This window comes from Nonomuraea sp. NPDC050691 (assembly GCF_040654455.1).
Classification (GTDB): Bacteria; Actinomycetota; Actinomycetes; order Streptosporangiales; family Streptosporangiaceae; genus Nonomuraea.
In genome coordinates this window covers 62,451-87,065 of sequence record NZ_JBFAIA010000018.1, presented here as the reverse complement: position 1 = coordinate 87,065, position 24,615 = coordinate 62,451, and the positions used below count along the sequence as shown (strand labels likewise).

Below are 24,615 nucleotides of genomic sequence, written 5' to 3'. Positions count from 1 at the left end.
TGTTGGCCGAGGCGCGCAGGGGGGCGAGCTGCCTGGCCAGGCCCTCGGCGCGCAGGTAGTCGAGCTGGTCGGCGTCGCCGAGCCGGGTCTTGGACTCCTTGCCGGTGTGGTCGATCTTGACCATGTGGAACCCGTCGGGCTGCACGTCCAGCCGCAGGGTGCTCTTCTCCTCGACCGCGCCGGTGCTGCCGGACAGGTCGAGCACCGTGACGCCCTGGATGGCGTCGGTGCCGAGCTGCGAGTCGTGCGGCACGTGCCCGCCGTCCACGATGAGCACGTGGTACGGCAGCGTGTCGCCGGCCGAGCCGGGCCGGAACCGGGCGCGCTCCTTCAGCTCGTTGCCCACGAGGCGGTCCAGCTCGCTGAGGTTCTCGGCCATGAGGCGGACCGGGCCCGCGGCGTCCACCTGGTCGGGGTGCAGCGCGTGCGGCAGCCACTTGACCCACTCCCAGTGCGCCATCCACTCCTCGTCGGCGCAGATCATGATGCGCAGGTCGTCCGGCGAGTGGAACACCGCCATCTGGGCGACCATGGCCCGCACCATGTCGCGCGCGGCGACCGGGTCGCCGGTGATCTTGATCCGGGCGAACGAGCCGAGGGCGACGGCCACGGGCAGCCGCGACACCGTGGCGTGCGCCCGCACGAACCTGCGCAGCGCGCCGGCCGACAGGGCGTCGAGGTCCTCGATGGGCTTGGAGTCCGGCGGGATGAGCTGGATGGCCAGCTTCTGCACGCCCGTGCCGAGCCGTACCGTGCTGAAGTCGTCGTCGCGGGGGCGGCGCTCCCACAGGCGCGGGCCCATCGCGATCCACCACAGCGCGTCGGGCTCGGGGCCGCTCCACTCCAGCGCCTCGCGCTGCTGCTTGGCGGCCCGCCTGACCTTGGTGCGCACCTGCGACAGGTAGCGGTAGAAGTCGCGGCGGGAGCCGTTGAGCCGGTACTTGCGCTCGCCGGCCTGCCGGCCCATCTGGCCGATCGTCATGCCGACCATGGACACCGCGAACATGCCGCTCGCCACGTACATGATGGGGTTGGAGTTGCCCCCCGCCGTGAACATCAGCGCCATCGCGGCGCCGCCCGCCAGCATGGGCAGGTACGTGAGCACGATCATGAACCCCTGCCCCTGCACCTCCGGGATCTCCGGCGGCGACTCCAGCAGGATCTCTCCGCGGGGTGGTTTGGGGCTCGGGCGCCGCTCGGGACGCCGGACTACGACGATGCTCACCGTGGGACGGTCCTCCGTATCGGTTGGTGCCCTTCTTACCAGAAGGGACCCAGTATGTTCTCTGTTGTCCATGGCGTTCGTGGGACGGAGTGACGACACATGGGACCTATGGTCCATGGACCGGCCGTATCGGGGCCGATCCCGCACGGCCCGCCGGCGGGGCCTCCCGGCCCACCCGGGCCGCCGTATCCACCTGGGCCCCCGCACCTGCCGGGACCGCCACAGGGGCCCTTCCAGGGGCCGATCAGGCAGGGCGCGCTCGCGCAGGTGCCCGTGCCGCTGCCCGCGCTGTGCCACGTGACGATCGTGGGGCCGAAGAAGAAGGCCGACCTGGCGCTGCCCGCCGACATCCCCCTCCCGCACGTGCTGCCGAACCTGCTGCGCGCGCTCGACGAGGTGGGCGGCGAGGCGGCGGCGGCCCCCGGCTGGACCCTCCAGCGGCTCGGCGGCGCCCCCCTCGACCTCGGCCAGAGTCTCGGCGAGCTCGGCATCCTCGACGGCGAGGTGCTCTACCTGCGCCCGCGGGAGGCGATCCTGCCGCCCGCCCTGTTCGACGACGTGGCCGACGTGGTGGCGACCGGCGTGAAGAACGCCGCCGGCCCGTGGTCCAACCGGCACACCAGGCTCGCGGGCGCCACCGGCGCCCTCGGCGTGCTGGTCTTCGGCGCGATCGCGCTCATGACCTCGGGCGCGCCGGCGCTGGTCGTCACGGTGGTCGCCGGGCTGCTCGCCGTCGTGCTGCTCGCGACGGGCGCGGCCCTGTCCAGGGCGGTCGGCGACTCGCTCGCGGGCGCGCTCATCGGCCACGCCGCGCTGCCGTACGGCTTCATCGCCGGCCTGTTCGCCCCGGCGAGCGGGGGCGTGCTGGCGAGCATCGGCGCGCCGCACGCGCTGGCCGCGTTCGCCTGCACCGCGCTGGTCGCGACGATCGGCGGCGTGCTCATCTCGGACGGCGTGCCGGGCTTCCTCGGCACGTCCATCGCCTCGGCCGCCGGGGCCATCGGCGCGGCCGTGATCATGGTGTTCGCCGCGCCGCCCGCGGGCGTGGCCGCGGTGGAGATCTCGGTGCTGCTGGCGCTCAGCCCGCTCATCCCGACGCTGTCGTTCCGGCTGGCCAAGGTGCCCCTGCCGGCGATGCCCACCACGGCCGAGGAACTGCGCAGCGACAACCAGCGTCTGGACAGCACGGCGATCCAGGAGCGGACCGCCGTCGCCCAGCGCTACGCGACCGGTATGATCATCGCCGTCGCGCTGATGTCGCTGGTCACGATGGCGCTGCTCTCCACGGACGACGGCTGGATCGCCGACCTGATGATCGGCACGCTCGGCCTGACGCTGATCATGCGGGCCCGGATCTTCCGCGGGGTCCGGCAGCGGCTGTGGCTCATCATGACGGGCCTGACCGCCTTCGGCGTACTCGCCTTCACGCTCGGCTCCGGCTCGGGCGTGATCGGGGCGGTGGCCGTGGCGATCGGCGCGCTGTGGCTGGGGCTGATGACCGTCGGGATCGGCCTGTGGCTGCCCTCGGGCAAGCCGTCGCCGTTCTGGGGGCGCGCGGGCGACATCCTGGACGTCGTGCTCATCGTGGAGCTTTTCCCGCTCGCGCTGGGGGTCCTGGAGGTCTATTCCTGGGTGCGCGGATTGTCCGGCTGATAGGTTGCTGCGCGATTTAACTGTGATGCGAAGGTGGAGCGGTAATGCAGGAATTCGGAGACTTCGCGAACATCGACATCGACAAGCTGCTCAAAGGGGCTGACGAGCAGTTCGCCCGGATCGAGGAGCTCCAGAAGTCCATGTCCACCATCGTCGGCCGCGCGCAGGACGACGACGGGCTGGTGACCGTGGAGTACGGCAGCGAGGGGTTGCGCGAGCTCCAGCTCCACCCCAAGGCGATGCGGCTGTCCTCGGGCGAGCTGGCCGACCTCATCAAGGTGGTGTTCCGGGACGCGGCCGCCGACCTGCAGACCCAGGTCAGCGGCGCCATGTCGGAGACGTTCGGCGAGGACGACAACCCGATGAAGTACGTCAACAACCCCGACGAGGCGCTCAACAAGATCAAGGAGGCGGAGGCGGCGTACAACCGGACGTTCGAGGACGTCATGGGCGAGCTCGACCGCATCCGCCGCCGCCTCGACCTCTGACCGCCGCCCCGGCCTCTGACCCGCCGGCTTCCGGCCGGGGCATTGAGGCCTGTACGCGGGGCTGAGGCCGCCGCCGCGGGCCGGCGGCCTCAGGCGTCGCCGAGCGGCTTGCCCTTCTTGTCCGTCGTGGGCAGGTCGGGGATGTATACCTGCTCAAACTGGGGCACGCCAGTGGTGGGGTGCGAGGCCTTCTGCAGGGCTGTCATTCCCTTCTGCGCGAACATGACCTGTATCCCAGCCGAGAGGGCCGCCGATTTGGCGAAGAGCAACGCATAGTTGCTCACGATGCCCTTCAGAGCCATGACCAGCGCATTTCCCGAGGCTACGGTGCTGGCCTCCGTGGCCACGGCAGCCGGGCCCAGAAACTTGCCCATGTTGTTGAGTACGGCCAGCCCCAGAATGATCGTCGCGCTCGAGGCGCACGCGACGGCCATCTCCATCGACTGGCTCGCGAGGTGACCCATGATGTCCGACAGAGCGTCAAAAATGATCTTGACATCGTGGGCGTCTTTCGTGAACTTCTTCGCCGCCTCCTCGGCCGCGTCACGCCCCATCTTCTTCCACTCGTCCTCGCTGATGCTGCGGAACGCGGCCTCCAGGGCGGAGGCGGCCTCGACGACCTCCCGACCCAACTGCTCCATACTCTCCTTGCCGCCCGCGATGTCGCTCGGGCTCGAGAGCACCGTGCCGACCATCAAACCGGTCATCCCAGCAAACTGGGACAGGAACGGGTTGGTGGCCAGGCGCGCCGCTGCGAAGCACTCAGCGATCGCGGTGGTGAAGAGAAGCGTTCCAGCGTCGTAGGCGTCCATGTCCGTCTCAGTTCACTTGTTCTTCACGTGGCTGGCGTCATCGGCTTCGCGCACGGTTGTGGCACCGGTCTTCAGCTGCTCCCGCCAGACTTCAAGCTGCTTCTTCGCGCTCTTCAGGTAGTCAGCCGCGGCGGAGCGGGCGCCGTCGTAGGCCTTGCCATAGGTGAAATGCCCCACCACGCCGAAGCCGGGGTACCCGACGCCGCTGCTTCGTGCCTTCTGCTCGGCCTGGCCCATCCTGTCGCCCGGCGTGTCTCCCTTGCCGTCCGCGGTGGGGGCCACCTTCTTGCCGAGGTTGTCCATGCTGTCGGGGGCGGCGTTGCGCCAGCCGCCGCTGACGCTGCCCTCGGCGAGGATCTGCGCCCGGCTTTTCTTGGGCTCCTTGCCGGCGCCGCCGTCGCCGCCACCACGGCCGCCACCGGTCCCGCCACCGCCGCTGCCGCCACCTGTGCCGCCGCCGGGAAGGCCGCCGGTCCCGCCACCGCCCGCACCGGTGTCGCCGCCGGTGCCCGGAGGCGTACCGGTGCCGTCGCCGCCGCCCCCGCCACCTGTGCCGCCGCCGGGAAGGCCGCCCAGTCCGCCGCCGGTGGGGTCTTCGATGCCCGGAGTCGTACCGGTGCCGTCGCCGGTCCCCGTGCCGGTACCGGTGCCTGTGCCGTCGCCGGTGCCCGGAGGCGTAACTGTGCCGTCGCCGGCGCCCGGAGGCGTGCCCGTGCCCGTCCCGTCTCCGGGGCCTGTGCCGGTCCCGTCTCCGGTTCCAGTACCGGTCCCGTCTCCGGTGCCCGTGCCAGTACCGGTGCCGGTTCCGTCGCCCGTACCCGTACCCGTGCCGGTCCCGTCGCCCGTGCCGGTCCCGGCGCCGGTTCCGTCTCCCGTACCGGTTCCGTCCCCGGTGCCCGTGCCCGTGCCCGTGCCCGTGCCGTCACCGGTCCCGGTGCCCGGGTCGCCGTTCCCAGGATCAGCGGTACCCGGGTCACCCGTGCCCCCGGAGCCGTCCTGCCCGGAATCGCCCTGGTTGTTGTCGCCTGAGCCGTCGCCCTGCGAGCCGTCGTTCTGCCCGTTCGAGTCGCCCTGGTCGTCGCCGGTGCCGTTCCCGTCGCCGTCCTTGCCGTCGGAGGCCTCGGGGTCGGTGGCCTCCTCCACGGGTTCGTCCGGGCCGTCGGGGTCCAGCGGGTCCACGGCCTGGTTGTCGTCCGTTCCGAGGTCCGGGTCGTCCTGCTGGGCGTCGGACGGCTCCCACTGCGGGTCGCCCTCCGCGGCCTGCGGGTCCACCATGCCGGGCTCCGTGTCCACCGGCTCGTCGCCGCCGCCCTGGGACTCACCCTGGCCACCGCCGTCGTCCAGGCCGGCGCCGTCCCGGCTGCCGTCGTCCCCGCTGCCGTCGTCTCCGCGGCCGTCGCCCGGGCCGCCGCTGTCGTCGCGCCCGCCGTCACGTCCGCTGGTGTCGTCGGAAAGTCCTGCGGTGTCGTCACGTCCCGCGGTGTCGTCGCGGCCGCCGGTGTCGCCCTGCAGGGCGGTCCGGTCGGTGAAGACGACCTCCAGGTTCGCGTCGGGCCCGTTGACGCCCCACGCGATCCCGTCGTCAGCCGTGCCCGCCTCGCCCTCCGGCACGCCGTACCTGCCGTCGTCGCCTCCGGGGCCGCCGTGGTCACCGATGTGTCCGTCATGATCGCCGTGTCCGTCATGGCCGCTGTGACCGTCATGGCCCCCGTGGCCGCCATGGTCCCCGTGGTGCCCGGGACCGTCATGGCCGCCGGGCCAGTCGTGGCGTCCCGGCTCGCCGTGGCCATCAGGCCGGCCGTGCGGGTCGGGCTCGCCAGGCGCGATCCCGGCCACGCCGACTGGTGCGCTGCTCCAGTTGAGCAGGCTCTCGATGCTCGGTCGTTCCTCGCCCGTGACCTCGGTCACCGATGCCCCTCCAACCACGCTGGTCATACACCCGAAACGCGCGAAAAGCCTAGCCGTGTGATCGGCGAACCGTACAGGCAACAACCTTTACCTCGTACGGCCACCAACGCCTCTTTCGGGCAGTCAGAAAAACGCACTGCGTCTACCAGGGCGTTTACCGATAAGTCGCTTTCCCGTGATCTTTCCGTTATGTTAAGTCTCTGTTATTTCTGGGGCGCGTGGTGGCTAACATGCCCTTTGATGATGTTTGCGGGGATCACCGGGTCGCGCGACCCGTGGTGCCGCGAGCCAGACACGCCCTGCTGACATGGAGGTCCAATGGCAGAACCAACAGGTGTCGATGCGGCTCTGTCCGCTCACGCCGCCACGTCCTTGGTGAAGGCGGCCGGCTACTGCCAGAACACCGCTCAGTACATCGAAGGCATGCGCCAGCGCGTCGCGGGCATCAAGGCCGAGATCATGACGAAGTGGGAAGGCGACGCGGCCAGGGCCTTCGGCGGCGCGCTCGATCAATGGGACGTCGAGTTCAAGCAGGTCCGACAGATCCTCGAGAGCATCTACGACAAGCTCAACATCAACGCCAAGGTGTACTCGGAGGCCAACGACCACAACATGGACCTCGCCCGTGGCCTCGTCAACGCCGGTGAGGGCGGCCGTATCGACACTCTCATCAACTCGAGCAACCGCAACTAGCCGAGCGTCCGACCAAGAACGGAGATCAACATGCCGGTTCCCGACGACCGCGTACGCGTACATTACGAAAGCATGGACCTCGCCTACGAGGACCTGAAGAAGGTCATCACCGAGCTGGACAGGGCTACGGACGACCTCTACGCGGACCTCCAGAAGGAGCTCGGCGCGGTCTGGGAGGGCGAGGCCCAGAAGTGGTTCGAGCAGAAGCGCGCCGAGTGGAACAAGCTTGAGGTGCAGATGGGCGAGCAGCTCTTCAAGGCCGCTACCGTCGTCAAGGTCGCCAACGGCAACTACCAGACCGCTGAGCGGAAGAACATCCAGATCTGGGCCGACTGACGCCACACGCGGCAGCCGTACTCTCTCTCGGTCATCGCGTGGCGCGGTGGCCGAGTTCGCTCGTCTAGGGGGTTGGGATGACCCAGAAGGACGCGATGGACGGGGGCACCGACCCCCTGTACGTCGATCCTGATCTCTTCGATGGCGGCGGGGCACGTGAGCACTCGCCCTCCACGATGCGGAAGATCGCCCAGGAGCTGAGGACCGCTGTCAGCGCCCTGGAGGGAACGGGCTCGGCAGGGGGGCAGGCGACCGGCTCGGTCAAGGCCCTCCACGACCACTGCCAGCTCACCGAGGCGCAGATCGGCACCTGGCACGACGCCAGCGCCTTCGCGTCCACGGTCGGCAAGAACAGCGGCGCGCAGAAGTTCGCCGACGTGTACGCGGCGTACATCCAGGCACTCAAGGACGTCATCGACGCCATCGAGGCGAACGCCGCCAACCATGCCGCCGCAGACGTCGCCAGCGAAGGCGGTAAGTGATGGCCGAGCGCAAGACGGGCCGGCAGGTCGTCGTCATCCTGTCCTTCGACAAGATGCCGGAGGGTGGCACGGTCAACGCGTCCAAGGACGAGATCCTGCAGATGCTGCACAAGACGCAGCCGTCGCAGATCCAGGACGCGGGCCTCGCGTACGAGAAAGCGGCCAGCGCCGTCGAGAGCAGCATGAAGACGCTGGAGGAGCACGCCGGCAAGATCCTCCAGGTCTGGAAGGGCGCCGACGCCACCAAGGCCAAGAACGCCATCCAGATGATGCACGCCACCGGCGGCGAGCTGGCCACCAAGCTGGAGATGATGGGCTCGGCGCTGCGCCAGTACGCCGGCTACATCCCCGAGACCATCTCCAAGGTCGAGGCCGTCAAGGCCGAGTCCGAGGGCGACTCGGGTGGCACCTACGGCGACCCGGAGACCAAGGCCGCGGCCGACGCCGCGACCAAGAAGGCCGCCGAGGACCGCCAGGCCCAGCAGGCCATGCGTGAGCTCAACAAGAAGATCGTCGACCTGTACACCCTTCAGGTGCCCCACGACGTCTCCTACGAGCTGCCCGCCGTGGCGATCCCCGGCGGGCCCGGCACGTACAACACGGCCGACTACCCGACGGGCGTCGGCGGGATCAACGGCGGCGGCAACGGCGGTTCGGGCGGTTCGGGCGGCTCCGGCTACGGGCCCGGCGGGTCCACGGGCACCGGGGGCAGCGGGCACTCGGGCGGTTCGGGCGGCACCGGTGGCACCGGCACCGGCACCGGCCACACGGGCGGCTCCGGCGACCCCGGCGGTTCGACGGGCGGCAAGGACGGGTCCGGCGGCTCCGACGGCTCGGGCGGCACGGGTGGCAAGGACGGCTCCGACGGCGGCAAGGGGACGGGCACCGGCGACGGCTCCACCGACGGCCAGACCCCCGGCGGTCCGAACGGCCAGACCCCGGGCGGCCCCGGCGACCCGAACGGGCAGACCCCCGGCACGCAGGACCCGGGCTCCAGCTCCGGCAGCAGGGACGGCACCGCCCCGCCGGTCATCGGCGGCCACGACACGCCGTCGCGCCAGACGGAGATGGAGAGCTACCAGCCGCCGAACACGCTGACCACGCCCACCCCCACCACCGGCTGGTCGCCGACGACCACGACGTACTCCAACCCGTTCACCACCCCCACCACCATGGTCACGCCCGTGAGCCCGGTCAGCCCCACGGGCGGCACGCCGTACGTGCCCTCGGTGCTCGGCAGCCCCCACGGCGGCGCGGGCTCGATGGCGGGAGAGGCGCTCCCGGCCGGCTCCGTGCGCGGGTCCGCGGCCTCTTCGACCGGCATGCCCGTCGCGCCGCTGCTGGGCGGTGGCGGGGCCGGCCAGGACGGGGAGGAGCTTCCCCGGAACTACTACCTTCCGCAGGACTGGGACGTCGCGGGAGGATCTGACGTGACCAATGCGGTTCTCGGCACGCAGGAGCAGATGTAGGGGAAATGACGAACTCGGCGAACGGATCGAACGGCGCTAACGCGCTCAACGCCCTGAACCAGAACGGCGCCCTCAACGGGCTGACGGCCGGGGCGGCGTCGCACGTCTCGTTCACCGAGGGGAAGCTCAACAGCACCGGCAAGCGGCTCGACGAGCAGAACGAGACGCTGACGAGACTGGACGGCAAGAGCAGTGCCCTGGGCGTGCCCTGGCCGTCCTTCGCCGTGATCGGCATGGGCGTCAACAAGCTGCACGAGAAGGCGATCGCGAGCCAGCGTGAGGCGATGAAGCTGGCTCAGGACTCCCTGGACAGCTGGAAGAAGGCGCTCCACGACTCCGACGCCAACTACAGCGCTGCCGGTGCCAACACCATGGATCAGATCGGCAACGGCCTGGGCGACATGGGGGGACTCGGCGACCTGGGAGGCCTGAAGAACCTCGGCAATCCAGGCGGGCTGGGTGATCTCGGCGGGAAGGGGCTGCCCGACCTCGATGGCGACGGCGTCCCCGACGTGGACGTCAACGGGGACGGCATCCCGGACAAGGACCTGAACGGGGACGGCATCCCTGACGTCGACCTGAACGGCGACGGCGTCCCCGACGTCGACGTCAACGGGGACGGCATCCCGGACAAGGACCTCAACGGGGACGGCATCCCCGACGTCGACCTGAACGGCGACGGCATCCCCGACTCGCCGAGGACCCTGCCCAAGCCCGACCTCCCCAAGATGCCCAGCACCGACCTGCCGAAGATGCCCGGCGCCGACGGTCTGGGCGGGGTCGACACCAAGGTGCCCGACATCAGTTCGGCGCTCAACGGCCCGCGGATGCCCGACATGTCCGGTCTCAACACCAAGGTCCCGACGGGCACGGAGCTCTCCGACTACCAGCCGCCCCAGTTGAGAACGCCCGACATGAACTCCCTGACCGCCGACCCGAACGGGGTCGGGAGGACCGTCAACCCCGTCCAGACCACCACCGGGCCGGGAACCGGTGGAGGCACGGTCAGCGGCGGAGGAGCGAACGCGGGCGCACTGCAGGCCGGACTGCGCTCCGCGACGGCGGGCCTGACGAACAGCGGTATGCCGATGGCGCCGTTCATGCCCATGGGCGGCGCGGGGCAGACCGGCGACCAGTCCCGCGAGGGTGACGACCAGTACGGGCTCCGCGCGGAGGAGAGCGTCTGGGGCGGCGACGAACCCACGGCGCCCAGCACGATCGGGGTGGACACCTAAATGGCCGACGAGAGAATCATGGCCGCCGCCATCGCCACGGCGACGGCGGCGGCGGGCCTCATCGGCGGCAGATGGCCCTGGTACGTGGTCGCCCTCATGGGCACGTGCTACGGCCACATCACCGGGATGGGGCAGTCGACCGGTCTGTGGAAGACCCAGGACCACCAGGGCCAGATCACCGAGATCGACGAGCTCGTGACGGAGATGGCCGGCTTCAAGAAGCGCCTCAAGGAAGAGGGTAAGTGGGAGGGCTCCGCCTGGGAGACCTTCGAGGGCGTCTACGAGACGTTCAAGAAGGGCGTCGAGGAGCTCGCCAAGCTGCGCAACGCCAACGGCGACGGGGTGGGGGAGACCCAGAAGGCGTTCAGCTTCCTCGGGACGCTGTTCGGTGCCGTCGCGGTAGGCATGCTGATCTTCGCCATCCGCAAGCGCATCATGAGCTTCCTGCACCCGGCCGCCGCGGTCGCCGCCGAGGGGGAGTCCATCGCGCAGGGCGCCACGACCACCAACGCGGTGAAGACCGCCGCCCGCAAGCAGCTCATGCTTCTCGGTGGCCTCGGCACCCTCCTCTACATGGCCGTCCAGCAGACCGAGATGACCGGCAAGCTCTTCCCCATGATGAAGGCGGGCCTGCCGACGGAGATGAGCGCCATGAAGTCCGGCAGTGGCATGCCGCCGTTCTCCAACACCGCGCTCCAGTACGACGAGACCCTCGGCCTCTCCCAGAAGATGGACGACCCGAGCAAGACCATGAAGATCTAGGACTTCGCCTCGTGACCGCGTCCGGGCGGCCGGTGTCCCCGGCCGCCCCTGGCGGGGCTCAGTCGTCCAGCGGGATGCGCAGGATCTGACCCGGCTTCAGCTTTCCGGGGTCCGGCCCGATGAGGTCCCTGTTGGCGGCGTAGATCTCGCGCCAGCGCTCCGGGTCGCCGTACACCTTCTGCGCGATGTCGTACAGGGACCCGTTGACCGGCCAGTAGCCGACCTTGTCCACCTGGTCCCGCGGCGGCTGGGCCATCGTGTGCGCGCCGGTGCTGGGCTGCTGCCACTGCGGCAGTTCCTCAGGCTTCTCCGTGGTGTGCAGGGGCCGCCACACGCGGAAGACCGCCGTCGGGATGGCCTGCCAGAACGTCTTGTGGCCGTTGCCCCTGCCCCCGCCGATCGTCGGCAGCTTCTTCTTGAGCGCCTCGTACGCCGGGTTCCGCATCGCGACGAAACCGCCGAACGCCTCGCCGGACTCGACCACGGCCTGGCCCGACTTGGTCAGGGGCGCCGTGAAGGACCCGGCCGTGCCGCCACTGGCGAAGCCCTTGGTGCTGAGGCCCGTGAGGGGCGCGAAGGTGGCGGCCAGGGTGGCGCCCGTGGTGATGCGGGCGGCCTGGGCGAACGTCAGCGGGTCGAGGTTGAAGATGCTGTTGCCCTGCATGCCCTGGGAGAGCATCTGGGAGCCGACGACGCCGGTGTAGACCCAGCCGGAGGTCTTCGCGAAGCTGGAGAAGCTCGTCTTGCCGACCCGCTCGGCGTACCCCGCGTACTTGGTGAACTTGGCGAGCTCCACCTCGGTCCTGCTCAGCGTGGCCGTGGCTTTCAGCGAGCCCAGCTTGGCCGCTCCCGGCATACGCAGGAGGCGGCCCACGACGGGCAGGTTGCGCAGCGCCAGGGCGCAGGTGCGCAGCATCGACATGAATCTGATCAGAACCTGGACGGCCATGCCGACCAGACGGGTGGTGCGCAGGTACGCGGCGTAGGTGGCGAACTGGGCGGCGAGGACGCCGCCCCACATGCGGGCCGCCCACCTGAGGGCCATGAAGAAGCCGGCCCAGATGGCCGCGGCCTTGAGCAGCTCGATCAGGGCCTTCCTGGTCATCGCCGCGGCGTCCGCCACCGCCCGCAGGATGCTGGCGATGCCGGTCGCGCTGGTCGCGACCGCCTGGCGGTTCTCCTGCTTGACGACCTCGCCCCAGACCTTGCGGAACTCGTCGGCGGCCTTGCCCTTCCACTCCTTGACGATCCGGTCCATGTAGCCGTCACTCTGGCCCTGGGCCCGGGTGTCGAGGACAGCGAAGATCTTGCCGAGCTTCTCCGCCATGCGCTCGTGCGCGTTGGCCGCGTCCCGCAGCCGTTGCTCGGAGTCGTCGGCGCCGACCACCGCGGGGATGGCGTGCCACATCGCCTTGATCGTGGCGATCAGGGGCTCAGGATTGAGGATCGAGCCGAAGTCGACGGCGAAGGGCCAGTGGGTCCAGTTCCACTGCAGCGGGTTGATGTGGCCGTCGCTCATTGCCCCGCCTTGCCCTGGCTGGCCTGCTCGGCCAGCTTGTAGTTGTACGCCGACGCCTCGAGGGACTCGGACATCCACTCCAGCGCGGCGTACAGGTCGTTCATGTAGTCGACGACAGACTCGTACCGCTTGTCCCGGTAGTTCATCTCCTGCGTGCCGTCGACGTAGGCGGCGGCCAGCTCGTCGGCCTGGGGTGCGGCGGAGAAGTCGCTCTTGGCGAGCTTCGCGGGCCCGAAGGCCGCGATGCAGTCCTTGACGGGCTGCATCTGGTCCGCGCACGCCTGCATGGCCTTGGTCAGGCTCGGCGGGATGACGTCGTACCCGTTGGCAGTGTCCCCCATATGCCCCCCAAATCGCTTAAGGCACACTTAACCCTCGAATACTACTGTTTACCAGTATTTATCGTCTATGAAATGCCCAGTTCACGGCCCGGAGGAGCGCAGTGCCGGCGTGTCGGTCATCGGGGTGAGGGCGGCGGCCGGGTCCAGCGCCGGCCCGTCCGGGATCAGGCGCAGCAGATGGGGCGGCAGGGGCGTCACGTGCGAGGCGTCGTAGCCCAGCTTCGTCACGACGTCGGGCGTCACGAGCCGGAACTTCTTGCCCTGATCGGTGATCAGGTAGAACTGGGTGACCGACGAGAGCTGGCCCTCGCCCGGCAGCAGACCGGCCATCGCGGCGCTGCCCGGCGGCAGCACCACCTGGTCGAACTTCTCCGTGCTGCTGACGGTCTTCGGCGCCCGGATCTGCACCGTGCTGCCGACGGTCAGCCGGCCCTTGACCGAGCCCTTGAGCAGGTCGGCGTACACCATGCACAGCGGGGCCGACGCCGCCGGCGTCTGGAAGCGCGGCATCGTCTCGGGCATGCCGCCGCCCCTGATGTTCTGGGTGGACTGCTTGGTGGCGTTGGCGCTCGCCGCGTCGATCAGGATCTCCCGCACACGCTCGCGGCCGTACGCGGCATGGCTGGCGGGGTCCTGGATCAGCAGCGTCGCCTGGGTCTGGGTGATGGGGGCGAGGCCGTCAGAGAGCAGCACGTACCAGCGGGCCGGGGTGCCCGCCAGCGCCTCCACCTTCAGGACCTGGCCGACCCGGAAGTCGGAGCCGGGGAGCGGCTTCCCGCGTCCGCGGATGGTGGGAGCGGCGAACCTGCTGCCCTCCGGGATGGCGTTGATCCACGAGGTGGGCACCCGGCGCGGCACCTGGTCGGTGAGCCGGTCGACGTTGTTCACCTGCATCCGCTGGTTGGCCCACAGCACCCAGTTCTGGTCGCCGGAGCTCACGAGCAGCGCGTCGGAGGCGCCGGGTGACACGCCGCCGACCTCCGTCCCGCCCACCAGCGTCACGTACGACCGGCGGGTCCCCGCGGAGTCCTGCCCCTCGGTCACACAGGCCGACCACGGCGTCTTGACCATCCGCTGCGGCTTGGGCAGCGAGTTCGGCGCCTGCGGGATGCCCACCATCGGCCCGCGTGAGAAGCCCGCCAGCGACTCCGCCGCCACGTTGCGCACCTTGATCTGGTCGCTGTCCAGCAGGAGACGCGCTGAGACGTAGTTGGCCACCGGCAGCAGCCGGCCCTCCTGCTGGCTGTAGACATAGGTCGCGCCCGTCTCCTCCTCGACGAGGAGTTGCCCGGGATCGGTGAGCTTGGTGGCCCCGCCCGGCTTGAGCATGCCGTAGATGCCGAAGCCCGCCGCGATGAGGATCGCGATGAGCACGCCCGCGAACGTCGCGACGTTGTGCCGGCGCATGGGCGATTCGGGCAGGTCAGGCTCGCCCTGCAACAGGGCCATGCCGAGGCGCTGGGTCATGAACCGGTGCGCCTGGTAGAGATCCTTGCGGGTCTGCATGCCACTCCGTTCGGGTCTGGCTCCCGCGTTATGTTACGGGTGAGCGGCATGGGGGATATGTCAACTTCTGTACGACGCGATGGCTGTGCGAGTAAAGTTGCGGATCAAGAGCCATTGGGGAGGGTGTCGTGCCTGCGAAGGATCACCGGCATTGCGGCCAGAAGTGGCCCGGACTTGATGCCGACCGTGACGGTGTCGAGTATCCGGAGGACCCTGAGAAGAAGTTCCAGGCTCTCGCCGACCGGCTGATCGCCGAACTCACGGCCCTGACCGGTACCAAACCCGGCTCCCTGGGTGACGTGCGGTCCAAGACCAACATGGACACCCTGCGTCTCCAGGTCAAGGGGATCAAGCGCTGGGAGGGCGGCAAGGTCTTCGTCGAGACGGCGCAGAAGGGCCAGGAGCAGCTCACCGACATCTATGAGCAGGTCGATGACAAGCTCCGCATCGCCATCAACCTCATCCTGGCCGGCGGTGGGATCTACAAGACAGCCACCGACCTGAGCACCTGGAACGCGTGATCGCAGATGGCAGACTCCACGAAGAACCCCAAGGCGACCCACTGGATCAAGACCCAGTGCGACAACTTCAGCGTCGACGAGGGTGGCCGGAGTGTCGCCGAGGTCAAGAACTTCATCACGATGCTCTCCGCCGAGACCTTCGAGGGCGCCGCCACCGCGTACAGTGACGCCGCGGGGCGGCTGGCGCAGACGCTGGACACGATCGACGAGGTCAGCGCCGAGCTGGCCAAGATCTGGAAGGGCAAGGCGTCCGTCGAGGCGCAGAAGGCGCTGCGGCAACTCCACGACACCATCGTCAACCTCTCCGGCGGCATGGAGGGGATGGCCAAGCCGATGCAGACCCTGGCCGACCGCGTCCGCGAGCACAAGGACTTCGTCGAGGGCGGGACCGCCACCTGGAGCAATCCAGTCGGCGACATGGGCAGCTGGGATGACTCCGTCGGGGGTGTCTTCCGCACGATCGACAAGGGCTGGGAGACGGGATCTCAGGACGAACTGGCCGGCAAGCACCTCGGCGTCTTCAACAAGGACCTGTACGAGGCGTACGCCCGCTTCCCGGACTTCGTCCAGAAGGACCTGCCTGACATCAAGGACCCGGTCCTGCCGACTGACAACCAGTCCAAGAACGTCAACTTCGACGATTCGCCCTTCAAGGGCAACCGGGTCACGCCCACCGGGTACAGCGGCGGGGACTTCACCGGGGGCGGCGTCAACGGCGACGGCACCAACGGCTCGGGCGGCCTGAACCTGGACGACCCGAGCAAGCGCGACGGCGGCTCGGGCGACGTCAACGGCCCCGGCGTGCCCGGCGTCCCGGGCGGCCCCGGAGGCTCCACGCCGGGTGGCGGGACAGACGGAGGCTCCGGCAGGGGAGGCGTCGGCTCGCCCGGCGGGATCGGCACCCCCGGGGGCGTCGACACACCCGGCGGCGGCGTCACGGACCCCTCCCAGGGCGCCACCACGCCCGGAAGCCACATCACCGACCCCAGCAAGGGCCTCACGGACCCGAGCAAGGGCATCACCACGCCGGGCGGCTCCACGGCGACGGAACTCGCCGACTACCAGCTCCCCAAGGTCCCGGACGCGACCACCTCCGGCTGGAACCCCAACAACACCACCTGGCCCACCCCCAGCCCGAACAGCACCACCAACCCGCACACCACCTCGACCCCCTACGGGGTGCCCAACCCGAACGCCAACCCGAACGCCGCCTCGGCGGCGGACGGTGTCTCCACGACGGGCCGATTCGACAGCTCGTCGGCGGCCAACGCCCAGCAGCTCGCCGCCCGCGGCGGCGGCGCGGGAGGCATGGGGACGGGCGTCCCCATGGTGCCCATGCACGGCGGCGGCGGAGGAAGCGAACAGGAACGGGACCGGGAGAGCCAGTACTGGCTTCACACGGACGACGATGACTGGACAGGCGGGGCCCTCGACGGGGTCGTCTCCGACCGCCTGGGATAGGTGCCGCGTCCCGGGATCTCCCGGACCCAGGGCTCGGCTGGGCGGACCACCGTTCCCACGCCGAACCCGCTTTCCCTCTGTCGGTCGGGCGGGGTGCGCAGCGCCGCTGTCGGGCCGCGGTCAGGGCGTCGGTCGGGCGGGTGCGCTGCGCCGCTGTCGGGCCGCGGCCGGAGGGTCGGTCGGGCGGGTGCGCTGCGCTGCTGTCGGGCTGCGGTCGAGGGTTGACCGAGCCGGTGCGCAGTGCCGCCACGGCGGTCGGGGTCACGACCACCAGGACGAGCAGCAACGCCCCGCGCCGGTGGTGCCGTACACCCATGCCGGCCCGGCCGGGAGTGGTGAGCCGGTCTTGACGAGGTTGGAGGGCACGGTGGCCGCCGTGGCGGCGGCCGTGCCGAGCGCGACGGCGGGCACCACCGTCATCGCGGCCTCGACGGCAAACCATGGCCAGGACCCACCCGCGGGTGGCGGCCGACAGCCGCAGCAGCCCGAACTCGCGGCGGCGTCGCCGGGCGGCCGCGATCAGCGTGTTCACCACCGACGATGGCCGAGAACGCGATGATCACGGAGACGACATCGCACCATGGCTTCGCATCTCGCATATGGCGGCGAAACAGTTCGTCGCACGCTGCCCCCCAGTCGCGCTGCCACCCAGTCGCACGCTGCCCTCCAGTCGCACGCTGCCCCCATACGCCCGTGCTCACGTACCCCGACGGGGGCATACGGGTCGCCCATGCTCGCCAGACTTGCATGGTCGCCATGGCGGCGGACTCCCGCCCCGGATGCCTTGCCTCATACCTCGCCCTCCGGGAGGGCTGCCTGGATGGGGGTCATGGTGCCCATCGTGACGAGTAGGCCTCGCCCGGGCGGACCCCCTACGGCACCGCGTGGCAGCCGTATGGAAAGCAGATCCCCATCCGCCGGACTCTGCACCGACAACAACACCCCAGTCCGCGACTTGCGGGTCTCGGCCACGAACCCCCGGTAAGCCTGCGTCAGATCGCCGGTGGATCCCGCGATGATCAGCCCGTGGTCCCCGTCCCGCCCGGACCGCAGTACCTCCTCCAGCGCCATGCCCAGAGGAGCGTCCGGGCTGATCAGCTCCGCGTCGTCCACGAGCACCACGTACTCCTCGTGCTCGGCCAGCAGTTCCTGGAGATTGGTGGCGTTGCCGTCCAGGACCGCCACGGCGCCCCGCAGGTCGCGCAGCGGGCTGCGTCGCGGCGCGATCGCGACCACCGGCGTGCCGTACGCGATGAGCGAGTGAGCGGCGGTCAGCAGCACCGAGGACCGGCCGGAGCGAGAAGGCCCAGCGATCACGGCGCCGGGCCCTTGGGCGTACAGGTCGATGCCGAGCGGCGCCAGCGCGTCCCCGCCCGCTCCCACCAGCGCCCACAGCGGTGACGGGCGGCTGAAACCGGGGGCCAGCGCTTCGGCCTCGCCGGCGGTGATCCGCATGGGCAGCGCGTCGACCCGGAGCGGCGGCTCACCCTCCCACAGCCACGCCCCTCGGCCGACACCACCCGGCCCGGCATTCCTCGCGCTGCGCTCCCCGCCTTCACTGGACGCCCCCACCAACAGACCAGCACTTTCGGACCGGCCACCACTATCGGACCAGCCACCCCTATCGGACCGGCCACCGCTATCGGACCAGCCACCGCTTTCCGGTCGGTCACCGTTGTCGGACCGGCCACGGCTTTCCGGTTGGTCACCGTTGTCCGACCGGCCACCGCTGGAGACCGCTCGTGCGAGCTCCTGCAAGGCTCCCACCTGGGCCGGGCCGGAGGGATCGGCCGTCAGAAGGGCGATCTGGCTCTCGACGATGCCGTGTTCGCCGATCGACAGCGCCCGCCCGGGCGGCATGGACGAGGGCAACCCCTTGAGCGGCAGCCCCGCCAGCCCGTAGTCGGCGGGATCGGCGAGTCGCAGAATCAGACGGTCGTCGAACACCGTGGACACCTGTCCCATGAGGCACGATCTGTCGCCCGTCACCACCGCCCGCAGACCCACCGCAGGCCCTTCCCGCAGCAACTGCAGCACCGCGTCGATCAGCCGTCCGTAGTCATAGCTCTCGAACGCGGCGACGTACCCCTCCCAGCGGTCCAGCATGAACACCAGCCACGGAAGACGGTGCCCTGCCGCCCGGTACTCCGCCAAGGACGCGTGCCCCGCCTCCGCGAGCAACTGCTGACGGCGGCCGACCTCGGCCCGGAGACGGCCGAGAAGGCGTTCGACACGGTCGAGCTGGTCGCGTGTCACCACGGCACCGCAATGCGGCATCGCCACCAGCGGCAGCAGCGCCCCGGAACCACAGTCGATCGCATGCACGTGGACGTCGGCCGGGGACGCCTGCGCCGCGATAGCGCCCGCGACCGTCCGGAGCGCCGTGGACCGTCCGGTACGCGGCGACCCTGCGATGAGCAGGTGACCACCGTGACGCAGGTCAAGCGCGAGGGGCCGCCGATCCTGGGCCCATGGCCGGTCGATGACGCCGAACGCGATCGGCTCCACCTCCACGGCACCGAACGAGCCCGAACCGGCACGTACCCCCATATGCCCGATCCGAGGATTCGGCCTGGTGTACGTCTCAGGATGTTCGGCGGGATGCCGGTGCGCGCCCATGGGGCCGGGCGGAGTATTCGGTCCGGTGTACGCATCAGGATGTTCGGCCGGATGCCGGTGCGCTCCCACGGGGCCGATCTGGGGGATCGGACCGGTGTGCGCCTCCAGGTGTTCAGGCCGGCCCTGGTACGTGCCCGAATGGCCGGCCAGCGGGCTCAGTCCCGCATACGTCTCCGGACGCCCGGTCATGGCATGGACCTGGTGGAGAACCAGATGCGTCGGCAACGGCTCCAGCCATGGGCTGGGCTGCCGCCGGACCCCGGTCAGCCGGGTCGCCTCCACGATCGCGTCGGCCAGGATGGACAGGTCGGTGACGGTCGACTCCTCCGGAGGCTCCGGCGGCGCCGGCAAGGGCCGGCCCAGAGACCGCCAATCTACGTCCACGACGCGTACGCTCCCAGGATCCCCGTCGCCTGCCTCGAACCGACCACCGCCACCGCCACCGCCACCGCCACCGCCCTGCGTCATAAGGTCGGCGGGGCCGAGAACGTCCGGCGATTCATGAAGCTCGCCGAGCCCCGACACTCCCTCCGGGCCCGGCACCTCGCCAGGGCCTGACACTCCCTGCGTGCCCGGCACCGCGCCGAGGGCCGACACCTCATCCGTACCCGCTGCCTTGCCGCGCACGGACAGACCATCCGTGCGGGGCAGTGGGCTCACCCCGGGGAACCGGTCGCCCGGAAGGGCGTTGCCCCGGCTGGACAGGCCGGGTGATGCGCCACCCGGGGGAGTCAGGTCGCCGGAGACGCCGCCTGAGGTCGTCGTGGTGGGGGTGTCTGCCGCTGCCCATTCACCAGGAGACGCGTCACGGGGCTCCCTCTTGTCAGGAGCCGCGCCGCGGCGAGTGTCTCCGGTTCCCCGATCACCAGGGGATGCATCCCATGCGTCTCTCGCGTCAGGAGTCGCGCGGCCTGGTCCTGTCGTAGTCGGGGGCATGCTGTGAGAGCGCGGGTCTGCGGGGCCGGCACTGGCCGGTGATCCGTGAGGCATGTCGTGGCCGGCGTCATACGCTGTGCCGCGCCGTTGCGTGAGGTGGCCATCGGTGGCGGGCAGGGCGGGTGCTTCGCCGGGGAGGCCGTCGTGGGTCGGGCGGGTGTAGGGGGCATGGTGACGGCCGTCTGTCCTTCGCCTGGCCTGCGGGCTGTTGGGGGCGTCGCCGGGCTGAGTGCGGGGGGCGTAAGGATGGCCGTCGGGGCGAGGATGGGCGGGACGGAGGGCGGGCTGTCCGTCGGAGTCCACGCCGGTGTCAGATGCTCCTGGGGTCGTGCCGCCACCACGGCCTGTGCGGCTGATGCCGCCCGCAGTGCCGTCCCCCCGGCCTGTGCCGCCGCTTTCGGGAGGTGGGGCCGAGAGGTAGCCGTCGTTTTCGGGAGGTGGCGCCGAGAGGAGAGGGCGAGGGGTGCGAGTGCGGGGGAGGGGGCTGCGGCCACCCACCCTGGCTGTCTGGACGGCCGTCGCCGCGCCCGCCCCCGACTTCACGTAGCAGCGTCCGGGCGTCGTCTTCGAGATGTGCGCGGCGTCCGGCATGTCGATGACGTCCGACGACTCCATGGGCTCCGTGACCCGGAGAGCGATGCGGAGCGAGGTGTTGGCCTGGATGTCGGCCGTGACGACGCCGGCGGGGCGTTGGGTGGCGAGCATCAGGTGGATGCCCAGCGAGCGGCCTCTGCGGGCGATGTCCACCAGGCCGGTGACGAAGTCGGGAAGCTCCGCCACCAATGCCGCGAACTCGTCGATGATCAGCACCAGCCGCGGCAGCGGATCGCCGGTGTAGTCGTCGATGTCCTTCGCTCCGGCGGCCAGGAGCAGGCGCTCGCGGCGTCGCAGCTCCGCGGCGAGCGAGTCGAGCGCCCGCTGGGTGAGATGGCCGTCGAGGTCGCTGACCATGCCCACGGTGTGCGGCAGCCGTACGCACTCCTTGAACGCGGCCCCGCCCTTGTAGTCGATGAGCACGAACGTCAGCTGGTCGGGACGGTTGACCACGGCCAGCGAGCAGATCAGCGTCTGGAGCAGCTCCGACTTGCCCGCGCCCGTCGTGCCGGCGATGAGCCCGTGCGGGCCGTCGAGGGCGAGGTCGACCGCGAACGGGCCTTCGGGGCCGATGCCGATCATCGCTCTGGTGGAGCCACGCCCACGCCAGCGCGCGGCGACGGCCTGGCCGGTGGGCGTGGCGAGGCCGAGCAGGTCGAGCAGGCGGGCCGCGGCGGGCAGGTTGCCCGCGGGGTCGTCCCGGCTGACGTCACGGATGGGGGCGAGGGCGCGGGCCAGCCGGTCGCACCAGGTCGGCGACACGAGGTCCGCCAGGACCGGCCCGATGACGTCGAGCCCGCCGCCGCGCAGCCGGACGTAACCGTCGGTGCCGCACGCGGCCGCCGTCGCGCACTCCTCGGGCAGCAGCCGCTGGTCCTCGTCGATGGCGAGGGTGAACACGCCGGCCCGGGGGCCCTGGCGCAGCACCTGCGGCATGCCGGGCAGGCCGCGCAGGGCCTGGGCGCCGTCGAGCAGGACCAGCACGTCGTACGGACGGTCGTCGTACGTGGAGAAGACAGGTCTTTCGGGGCCGCCGAGATCGTCCCAGCCGGTGGGGATCTTGCCCAGTTCGGGGATGGCCGTGTTCTGTCGCTCGTCGATGAGGGCGGCAAGTTCGGCGACGCGCCGCGCGGCGGACTCCGGGTCGGTGCCGACCAGGGCCACGCAATCCTCTCCACCGCGGGGCGCGCAGTGCGGGAGCCAGCGCACCCAGCCCCAGCGCCGCTCACCGTCGCCGCGCGATGACAGCACGACGACGGCCAGGTCGCGCGGACTGTGCAGGGTGGCGGCCTGGCCCACCAGCCAGCCCGCCAGGCCCGTCGCCGCGTCGCGCGGCCCGGTGATGCCGGCGACGCCCAGCCGGCGCATGGCGAGCGCCACGGGAACGGCCCGGCAGACCGGCGGGTCGATCGGCCCGCCCTGCTCCTCGGTCAGGTCGAGGTCGGCGGGCAGATCGGCCAGGCCGACCCGGAGCCGGAGCGCGTCGTGATCGTGGATGCGGCGCTCCCACAGCCGCCTGCGCGGGCCCGTCGCCGTGAGCAGCACCTCGGCCGGGTCGGGGGCGTCGGACCTGCGCGTCACCTCGTCGCGGGCCCTGGCCCGCTCCACCGCCCGTTCGTAGTCCCTGAGCCGCTCGTGGAACTCCTTGAGCGCCTTGCGATGCTGCTTGCGGCCGTGCCGCCGGTCGCTCCACCACTGGCCGACCATGATGACGGGCGTCATCAGGGCCATGAGCAGGAAGTACCACTGGTGCAGGACGTACGCCAGCGTGCAGCCGAGGACGGCCGGCAGGAACGCGGCGAGCAGTTGCAGCCGCATGCCTTCCGAGCGGCGCGGCTCGGCGGGCCGCTCGAACGCGCGCTCCCCGTCGGTGCGCCGCAGCCGCGGCGGCCGGTTGTAGGCCACCCCGCCTTCGGGCCGCGGGTCCAGATGCGCGTCCTGAGGCTCGATCGCCGTCAGCGCGAACACGGACGACCCGCAGGTCAGCACCGCGTGCTCCGGCCAGTCGGCCGGTCCGTCCAGCGGGCGGCCGTCGAGCTCGGGCGGCTGCCACGACTCCGGCGCGGCCTCGGCGGCCTGCCGCTCCGCGACCCGTGCCGTCATCTCGGCCACCTCGTCGGCCCAGCGGCCCTTGAGCTTGAGCCTGGGGGCGTCGGGGACGGCCCGGCGGACCGGCTCGGCGGTGATCGAGCCTGGGGTCACGCGCAGGACGACGGCCTCCGGCGCGAGCGCGGGATCGGCCACGGTGAGCGCGCACATGGGATCGGAGCCGATGACATGGACGCCGAGGCCCAGCCGGTGGACGGCGCCGGCGGCGGGGCCGCCCACCACGCGCACCTCGGCCACCCCGCCCGGCTCCTCGTTGATCGTCGAGCGTGCCAGGTGGGGTTCGAGCGTCACCTTGTCGCCGTCGCGCAGCACGGCCCGCGCAGGGGCATGTGGATCGAGGGCGCGCCCGTTGCGCCACAGCGTGCCCGGTGCGGAACCTCGCCCGCCGGGCTCCATCCGCTGTGTGCCGCGTCCGGCCCCCGGCGCGCCCGTCTCGGCCCTTCGCGTGCCCCGCTCGGTCCTTCGTGCGCCTGGCCCGGCTCCCCACGACGGGGACTCCGGGGCTCCGGCTTGGCCGTAGGGGGCGCGTGAGCGGGGCAGGCGGACCACGTCGGCGAGCGGCTCCCGCTTGTCGAGCGCCTCGCTCACCGCGGCGACAGTGGCTCCGTCGTCGCCGTCGAGAACGATGTCACGGTCGCCCCGCTCGCCGAGCACGGTGAGCATGATCCGCATGTGCCGTCTCCTCAGTCGGATCTCGGCGCCAAGGTAGCGCCCGCGGCGAGATTAGGCTCCCGGGTTGACGCCAATGGCATGGAAACGGCCGGCTGTGGATAACCAGGCGTCCCCGGAAATGGCCTGTGGATGACACGCCCGGGTTTTCCCGTCGAGGTTCGCGGGGCATCCGGTCATCTGGCGTAGTTGCCGGCGAACGGCCTGCGCTGAGGGGTCGTCCGTCTCGTCTTCCGCTGGTGGGTGGACGGTCCTGATCCGGGCTCCGACGGCCGGCCCAGCAGGCGGGCGGCGCGAGAGACCAGCGGCCCGGTATCCGGATGGGCGGACGCGGCGGACGAACCCCCGGATCGGCCACCCCAGCGTCCGGCCCGCTGAAAAGTGACATAAAGGTCCGCGCATAAAGGGACTCAAGTGACAGTTGTGACACATAGCCCTAAAAAGCCAATGCCGTCAACTTGGTAGAAACAATAAGCATTGAATACGTCGAGTTGACAGGTTCCCACCTGCGAAACGAGCATGGTTCCTCGCATTCCCGCCCCGCCTCGCGGCCGGGCTGCACATAATGGCGTGAATTCCGAAAATTCCACTTAATGGGAGCCCCCCACCCATGAGGACCAGCGAAAAGCCCGCCGTCAACACGGCGGGGTTGTCCGGGCCGGCCTCGCGCAAGCTGCCCGTCCCTCCACGTGAGCGGAAGCCTGCGCTGGCCGCCCTCGCGGTGCTCCTGATCCTGGGCGGGGCGCTCGCGACGACGCTGCTCGTCATGCGCAGCGGCGACCGGATCTCCGCCATCCGCGTCACCCAGCAGATCGGCGCGGGCCAGCAGTTCACGGCGGACGCCCTCGAAGAGGTGCAGATCGCCGACACCGGCCTCGACTACGTGAGCTGGGCGCAGCGGCAGCAGGTGCTCAACAGCTTCGCCGCCGTGACCATCCTCCCCGGCACGCTGCTCACCAACACCATGGGCGTCAGGGCCAGCTCCGAGCTCGTCCCGGGCAAGGCCAAGGTGGGGCTCGCGCTCAAGTCCGGCCAGGCGCCGGCCGGGCTGGAGCGGGGCGACCGGGTGCAGGTCGTCTACGTTCCCGCCCGTACGAGCCAGGCCGAGAGCCGGGTGCTCGCGGACAAGGCGCTCGTCTTCAGCGTCGGCGCCCCCGGCCGCACCGGCGGCACCGGCCTGATCACCGTCATCGTCGACGCCGCCGCCTCGCCGGAGATCCTCCGCTACGCCTCCAGCGGCGAGATCGCGGTGGCCGAACTGCCGGGAGCGCGCTGAC

Annotated in this window: 18 protein-coding genes and 1 pseudogene; 11 read left to right on the top strand and 8 right to left on the bottom strand. The window is 70.7% G+C overall.

Annotated features, from left to right (window positions below):
* Positions 1–1,225: pseudogene (locus tag AB0H81_RS10945) on the bottom strand (type VII secretion protein EccC); the annotation flags it as partial.
* Positions 1,226–1,492: 267 nt separating this feature from the next.
* Between AB0H81_RS10945 and eccD the strand changes: the two are divergent.
* Together eccD and AB0H81_RS10935 are read left to right on the top strand one after the other, a co-directional pair.
* Positions 1,493–2,878, top strand: coding sequence for a type VII secretion integral membrane protein EccD (eccD, locus tag AB0H81_RS10940; RefSeq protein WP_358372313.1), 1,386 nt, complete (start codon positions 1,493–1,495; stop codon positions 2,876–2,878).
* Between the two features lie 44 nt (positions 2,879–2,922).
* Positions 2,923–3,366 carry a YbaB/EbfC family nucleoid-associated protein gene (locus tag AB0H81_RS10935; RefSeq protein ID WP_358372310.1) on the top strand — a complete coding sequence of 148 codons (444 nt, stop codon included), beginning with the start codon at positions 2,923–2,925 and terminating at the stop codon, positions 3,364–3,366.
* An 89-nt stretch (positions 3,367–3,455) separates the two neighbouring features.
* On the opposite strand, the gene AB0H81_RS10930 is transcribed toward AB0H81_RS10935, so the two are convergent.
* A complete protein-coding gene (locus tag AB0H81_RS10930; RefSeq protein ID WP_358372307.1) occupies positions 3,456–4,178 on the bottom strand; it encodes a hypothetical protein in 723 nt (240 codons plus the stop codon).
* A 12-nt stretch (positions 4,179–4,190) separates the two neighbouring features.
* Positions 4,191–6,086, bottom strand: coding sequence for a hypothetical protein (locus AB0H81_RS10925; RefSeq protein WP_358372305.1), 1,896 nt, complete (start codon positions 6,084–6,086; stop codon positions 4,191–4,193).
* Between the two features lie 318 nt (positions 6,087–6,404).
* Between AB0H81_RS10925 and AB0H81_RS10920 the strand changes: the two genes are divergently transcribed.
* From AB0H81_RS10920 to AB0H81_RS10895, 6 genes are all read left to right on the top strand, one after another.
* Positions 6,405–6,779: a WXG100 family type VII secretion target gene (locus tag AB0H81_RS10920; RefSeq protein ID WP_358372302.1), complete on the top strand. Its 375-nt coding sequence runs from the start codon at positions 6,405–6,407 to the stop codon at positions 6,777–6,779.
* Between the two features lie 30 nt (positions 6,780–6,809).
* The gene (locus AB0H81_RS10915) at positions 6,810–7,115 is read left to right on the top strand and encodes a WXG100 family type VII secretion target (RefSeq protein ID WP_358372300.1); all 306 of its coding nucleotides are present in this window, start codon (positions 6,810–6,812) and stop codon (positions 7,113–7,115) included.
* A 77-nt stretch (positions 7,116–7,192) separates the two neighbouring features.
* Positions 7,193–7,597 carry a hypothetical protein gene (locus AB0H81_RS10910; protein ID WP_358372298.1) on the top strand — a complete coding sequence of 135 codons (405 nt, stop codon included), beginning with the start codon at positions 7,193–7,195 and terminating at the stop codon, positions 7,595–7,597.
* Positions 7,597–9,066 carry a WXG100 family type VII secretion target gene (locus tag AB0H81_RS10905; protein WP_358372295.1) on the top strand — a complete coding sequence of 490 codons (1,470 nt, stop codon included), beginning with the start codon at positions 7,597–7,599 and terminating at the stop codon, positions 9,064–9,066. Before AB0H81_RS10910 ends, AB0H81_RS10905 begins: the two co-directional genes overlap by 1 nt.
* Before the next feature lie 5 nt (positions 9,067–9,071).
* The gene (locus AB0H81_RS10900; protein ID WP_358372293.1) at positions 9,072–10,301 is read left to right on the top strand and encodes a hypothetical protein; all 1,230 of its coding nucleotides are present in this window, start codon (positions 9,072–9,074) and stop codon (positions 10,299–10,301) included.
* Entirely contained in the window at positions 10,302–11,063 is a 762-nt protein-coding gene (locus AB0H81_RS10895; protein ID WP_358372291.1) for a hypothetical protein, read from the top strand.
* Positions 11,064–11,121: 58 nt separating this feature from the next.
* On the opposite strand, the gene AB0H81_RS10890 is transcribed toward AB0H81_RS10895, so the two are convergent.
* The 3 genes from AB0H81_RS10890 to eccB form a co-directional block, all read right to left on the bottom strand.
* Positions 11,122–12,582: a hypothetical protein gene (locus AB0H81_RS10890; RefSeq protein ID WP_358372288.1), complete on the bottom strand. Its 1,461-nt coding sequence runs from the start codon at positions 12,580–12,582 to the stop codon at positions 11,122–11,124.
* The gene (locus AB0H81_RS10885; protein WP_358372286.1) at positions 12,579–12,923 is read right to left on the bottom strand and encodes a hypothetical protein; all 345 of its coding nucleotides are present in this window, start codon (positions 12,921–12,923) and stop codon (positions 12,579–12,581) included. The genes AB0H81_RS10890 and AB0H81_RS10885 overlap by 4 nt, the downstream gene beginning before the upstream one ends.
* Before the next feature lie 81 nt (positions 12,924–13,004).
* Positions 13,005–14,429, bottom strand: coding sequence for a type VII secretion protein EccB (eccB, locus tag AB0H81_RS10880; RefSeq protein WP_358372283.1), 1,425 nt, complete (start codon positions 14,427–14,429; stop codon positions 13,005–13,007).
* A 128-nt stretch (positions 14,430–14,557) separates the two neighbouring features.
* Between eccB and AB0H81_RS10875 the strand changes: the two genes are divergently transcribed.
* A complete protein-coding gene (locus tag AB0H81_RS10875; RefSeq protein ID WP_358372280.1) occupies positions 14,558–14,950 on the top strand; it encodes a hypothetical protein in 393 nt (130 codons plus the stop codon).
* Positions 14,951–14,956: 6 nt separating this feature from the next.
* Positions 14,957–16,411, top strand: a complete 1,455-nt coding sequence (locus tag AB0H81_RS10870) for a WXG100 family type VII secretion target (protein ID WP_358372277.1) — start codon at positions 14,957–14,959, stop codon at positions 16,409–16,411.
* 261 nt (positions 16,412–16,672) lie between these two features.
* Here the strand turns inward: AB0H81_RS10870 and AB0H81_RS10865 are convergent, their stop codons facing one another.
* Together AB0H81_RS10865 and AB0H81_RS10860 are read right to left on the bottom strand one after the other, a co-directional pair.
* On the bottom strand, positions 16,673–16,831 hold the full coding sequence (locus AB0H81_RS10865; protein WP_358372275.1) for a hypothetical protein: 159 nt from the start codon (positions 16,829–16,831) through the stop codon (positions 16,673–16,675).
* Between the two features lie 369 nt (positions 16,832–17,200).
* On the bottom strand, positions 17,201–23,341 hold the full coding sequence (locus AB0H81_RS10860) for an FtsK/SpoIIIE domain-containing protein (RefSeq protein ID WP_358372272.1): 6,141 nt from the start codon (positions 23,339–23,341) through the stop codon (positions 17,201–17,203).
* A 607-nt stretch (positions 23,342–23,948) separates the two neighbouring features.
* On the opposite strand from AB0H81_RS10860, the gene AB0H81_RS10855 reads away from it, so the two are divergent.
* Entirely contained in the window at positions 23,949–24,614 is a 666-nt protein-coding gene (locus tag AB0H81_RS10855) for a hypothetical protein (RefSeq protein WP_358372269.1), read from the top strand.
* The last annotated feature ends 1 nt before the right edge of the window (position 24,615 follow it).

Excerpts from the sequence above, each read along its gene's own strand:
- AB0H81_RS10865 (WP_358372275.1), bottom strand. The coding sequence starts at position 16,831 with ATGACGGTGGTGCCCGCCGTCGCGCTCGGCACGGCCGCCGCCACGGCG.
- AB0H81_RS10910 (WP_358372298.1), top strand. The coding sequence starts at position 7,193 with ATGACCCAGAAGGACGCGATGGACGGGGGCACCGACCCCCTGTACGTC.
- AB0H81_RS10905 (WP_358372295.1), top strand. The coding sequence starts at position 7,597 with ATGGCCGAGCGCAAGACGGGCCGGCAGGTCGTCGTCATCCTGTCCTTC.
- AB0H81_RS10890 (WP_358372288.1), bottom strand. The coding sequence starts at position 12,582 with ATGAGCGACGGCCACATCAACCCGCTGCAGTGGAACTGGACCCACTGG.
- AB0H81_RS10920 (WP_358372302.1), top strand. The coding sequence starts at position 6,405 with ATGGCAGAACCAACAGGTGTCGATGCGGCTCTGTCCGCTCACGCCGCC.
- AB0H81_RS10860 (WP_358372272.1), bottom strand. The coding sequence starts at position 23,341 with ATGCGGATCATGCTCACCGTGCTCGGCGAGCGGGGCGACCGTGACATC.
- eccB (WP_358372283.1), bottom strand. The coding sequence starts at position 14,429 with ATGCAGACCCGCAAGGATCTCTACCAGGCGCACCGGTTCATGACCCAG.
- AB0H81_RS10885 (WP_358372286.1), bottom strand. The coding sequence starts at position 12,923 with ATGGGGGACACTGCCAACGGGTACGACGTCATCCCGCCGAGCCTGACC.
- AB0H81_RS10900 (WP_358372293.1), top strand. The coding sequence starts at position 9,072 with ATGACGAACTCGGCGAACGGATCGAACGGCGCTAACGCGCTCAACGCC.
- AB0H81_RS10895 (WP_358372291.1), top strand. The coding sequence starts at position 10,302 with ATGGCCGACGAGAGAATCATGGCCGCCGCCATCGCCACGGCGACGGCG.
- AB0H81_RS10915 (WP_358372300.1), top strand. The coding sequence starts at position 6,810 with ATGCCGGTTCCCGACGACCGCGTACGCGTACATTACGAAAGCATGGAC.
- AB0H81_RS10870 (WP_358372277.1), top strand. The coding sequence starts at position 14,957 with ATGGCAGACTCCACGAAGAACCCCAAGGCGACCCACTGGATCAAGACC.
- AB0H81_RS10935 (WP_358372310.1), top strand. The coding sequence starts at position 2,923 with ATGCAGGAATTCGGAGACTTCGCGAACATCGACATCGACAAGCTGCTC.
- AB0H81_RS10930 (WP_358372307.1), bottom strand. The coding sequence starts at position 4,178 with ATGGACGCCTACGACGCTGGAACGCTTCTCTTCACCACCGCGATCGCT.
- AB0H81_RS10855 (WP_358372269.1), top strand. The coding sequence starts at position 23,949 with ATGAGGACCAGCGAAAAGCCCGCCGTCAACACGGCGGGGTTGTCCGGG.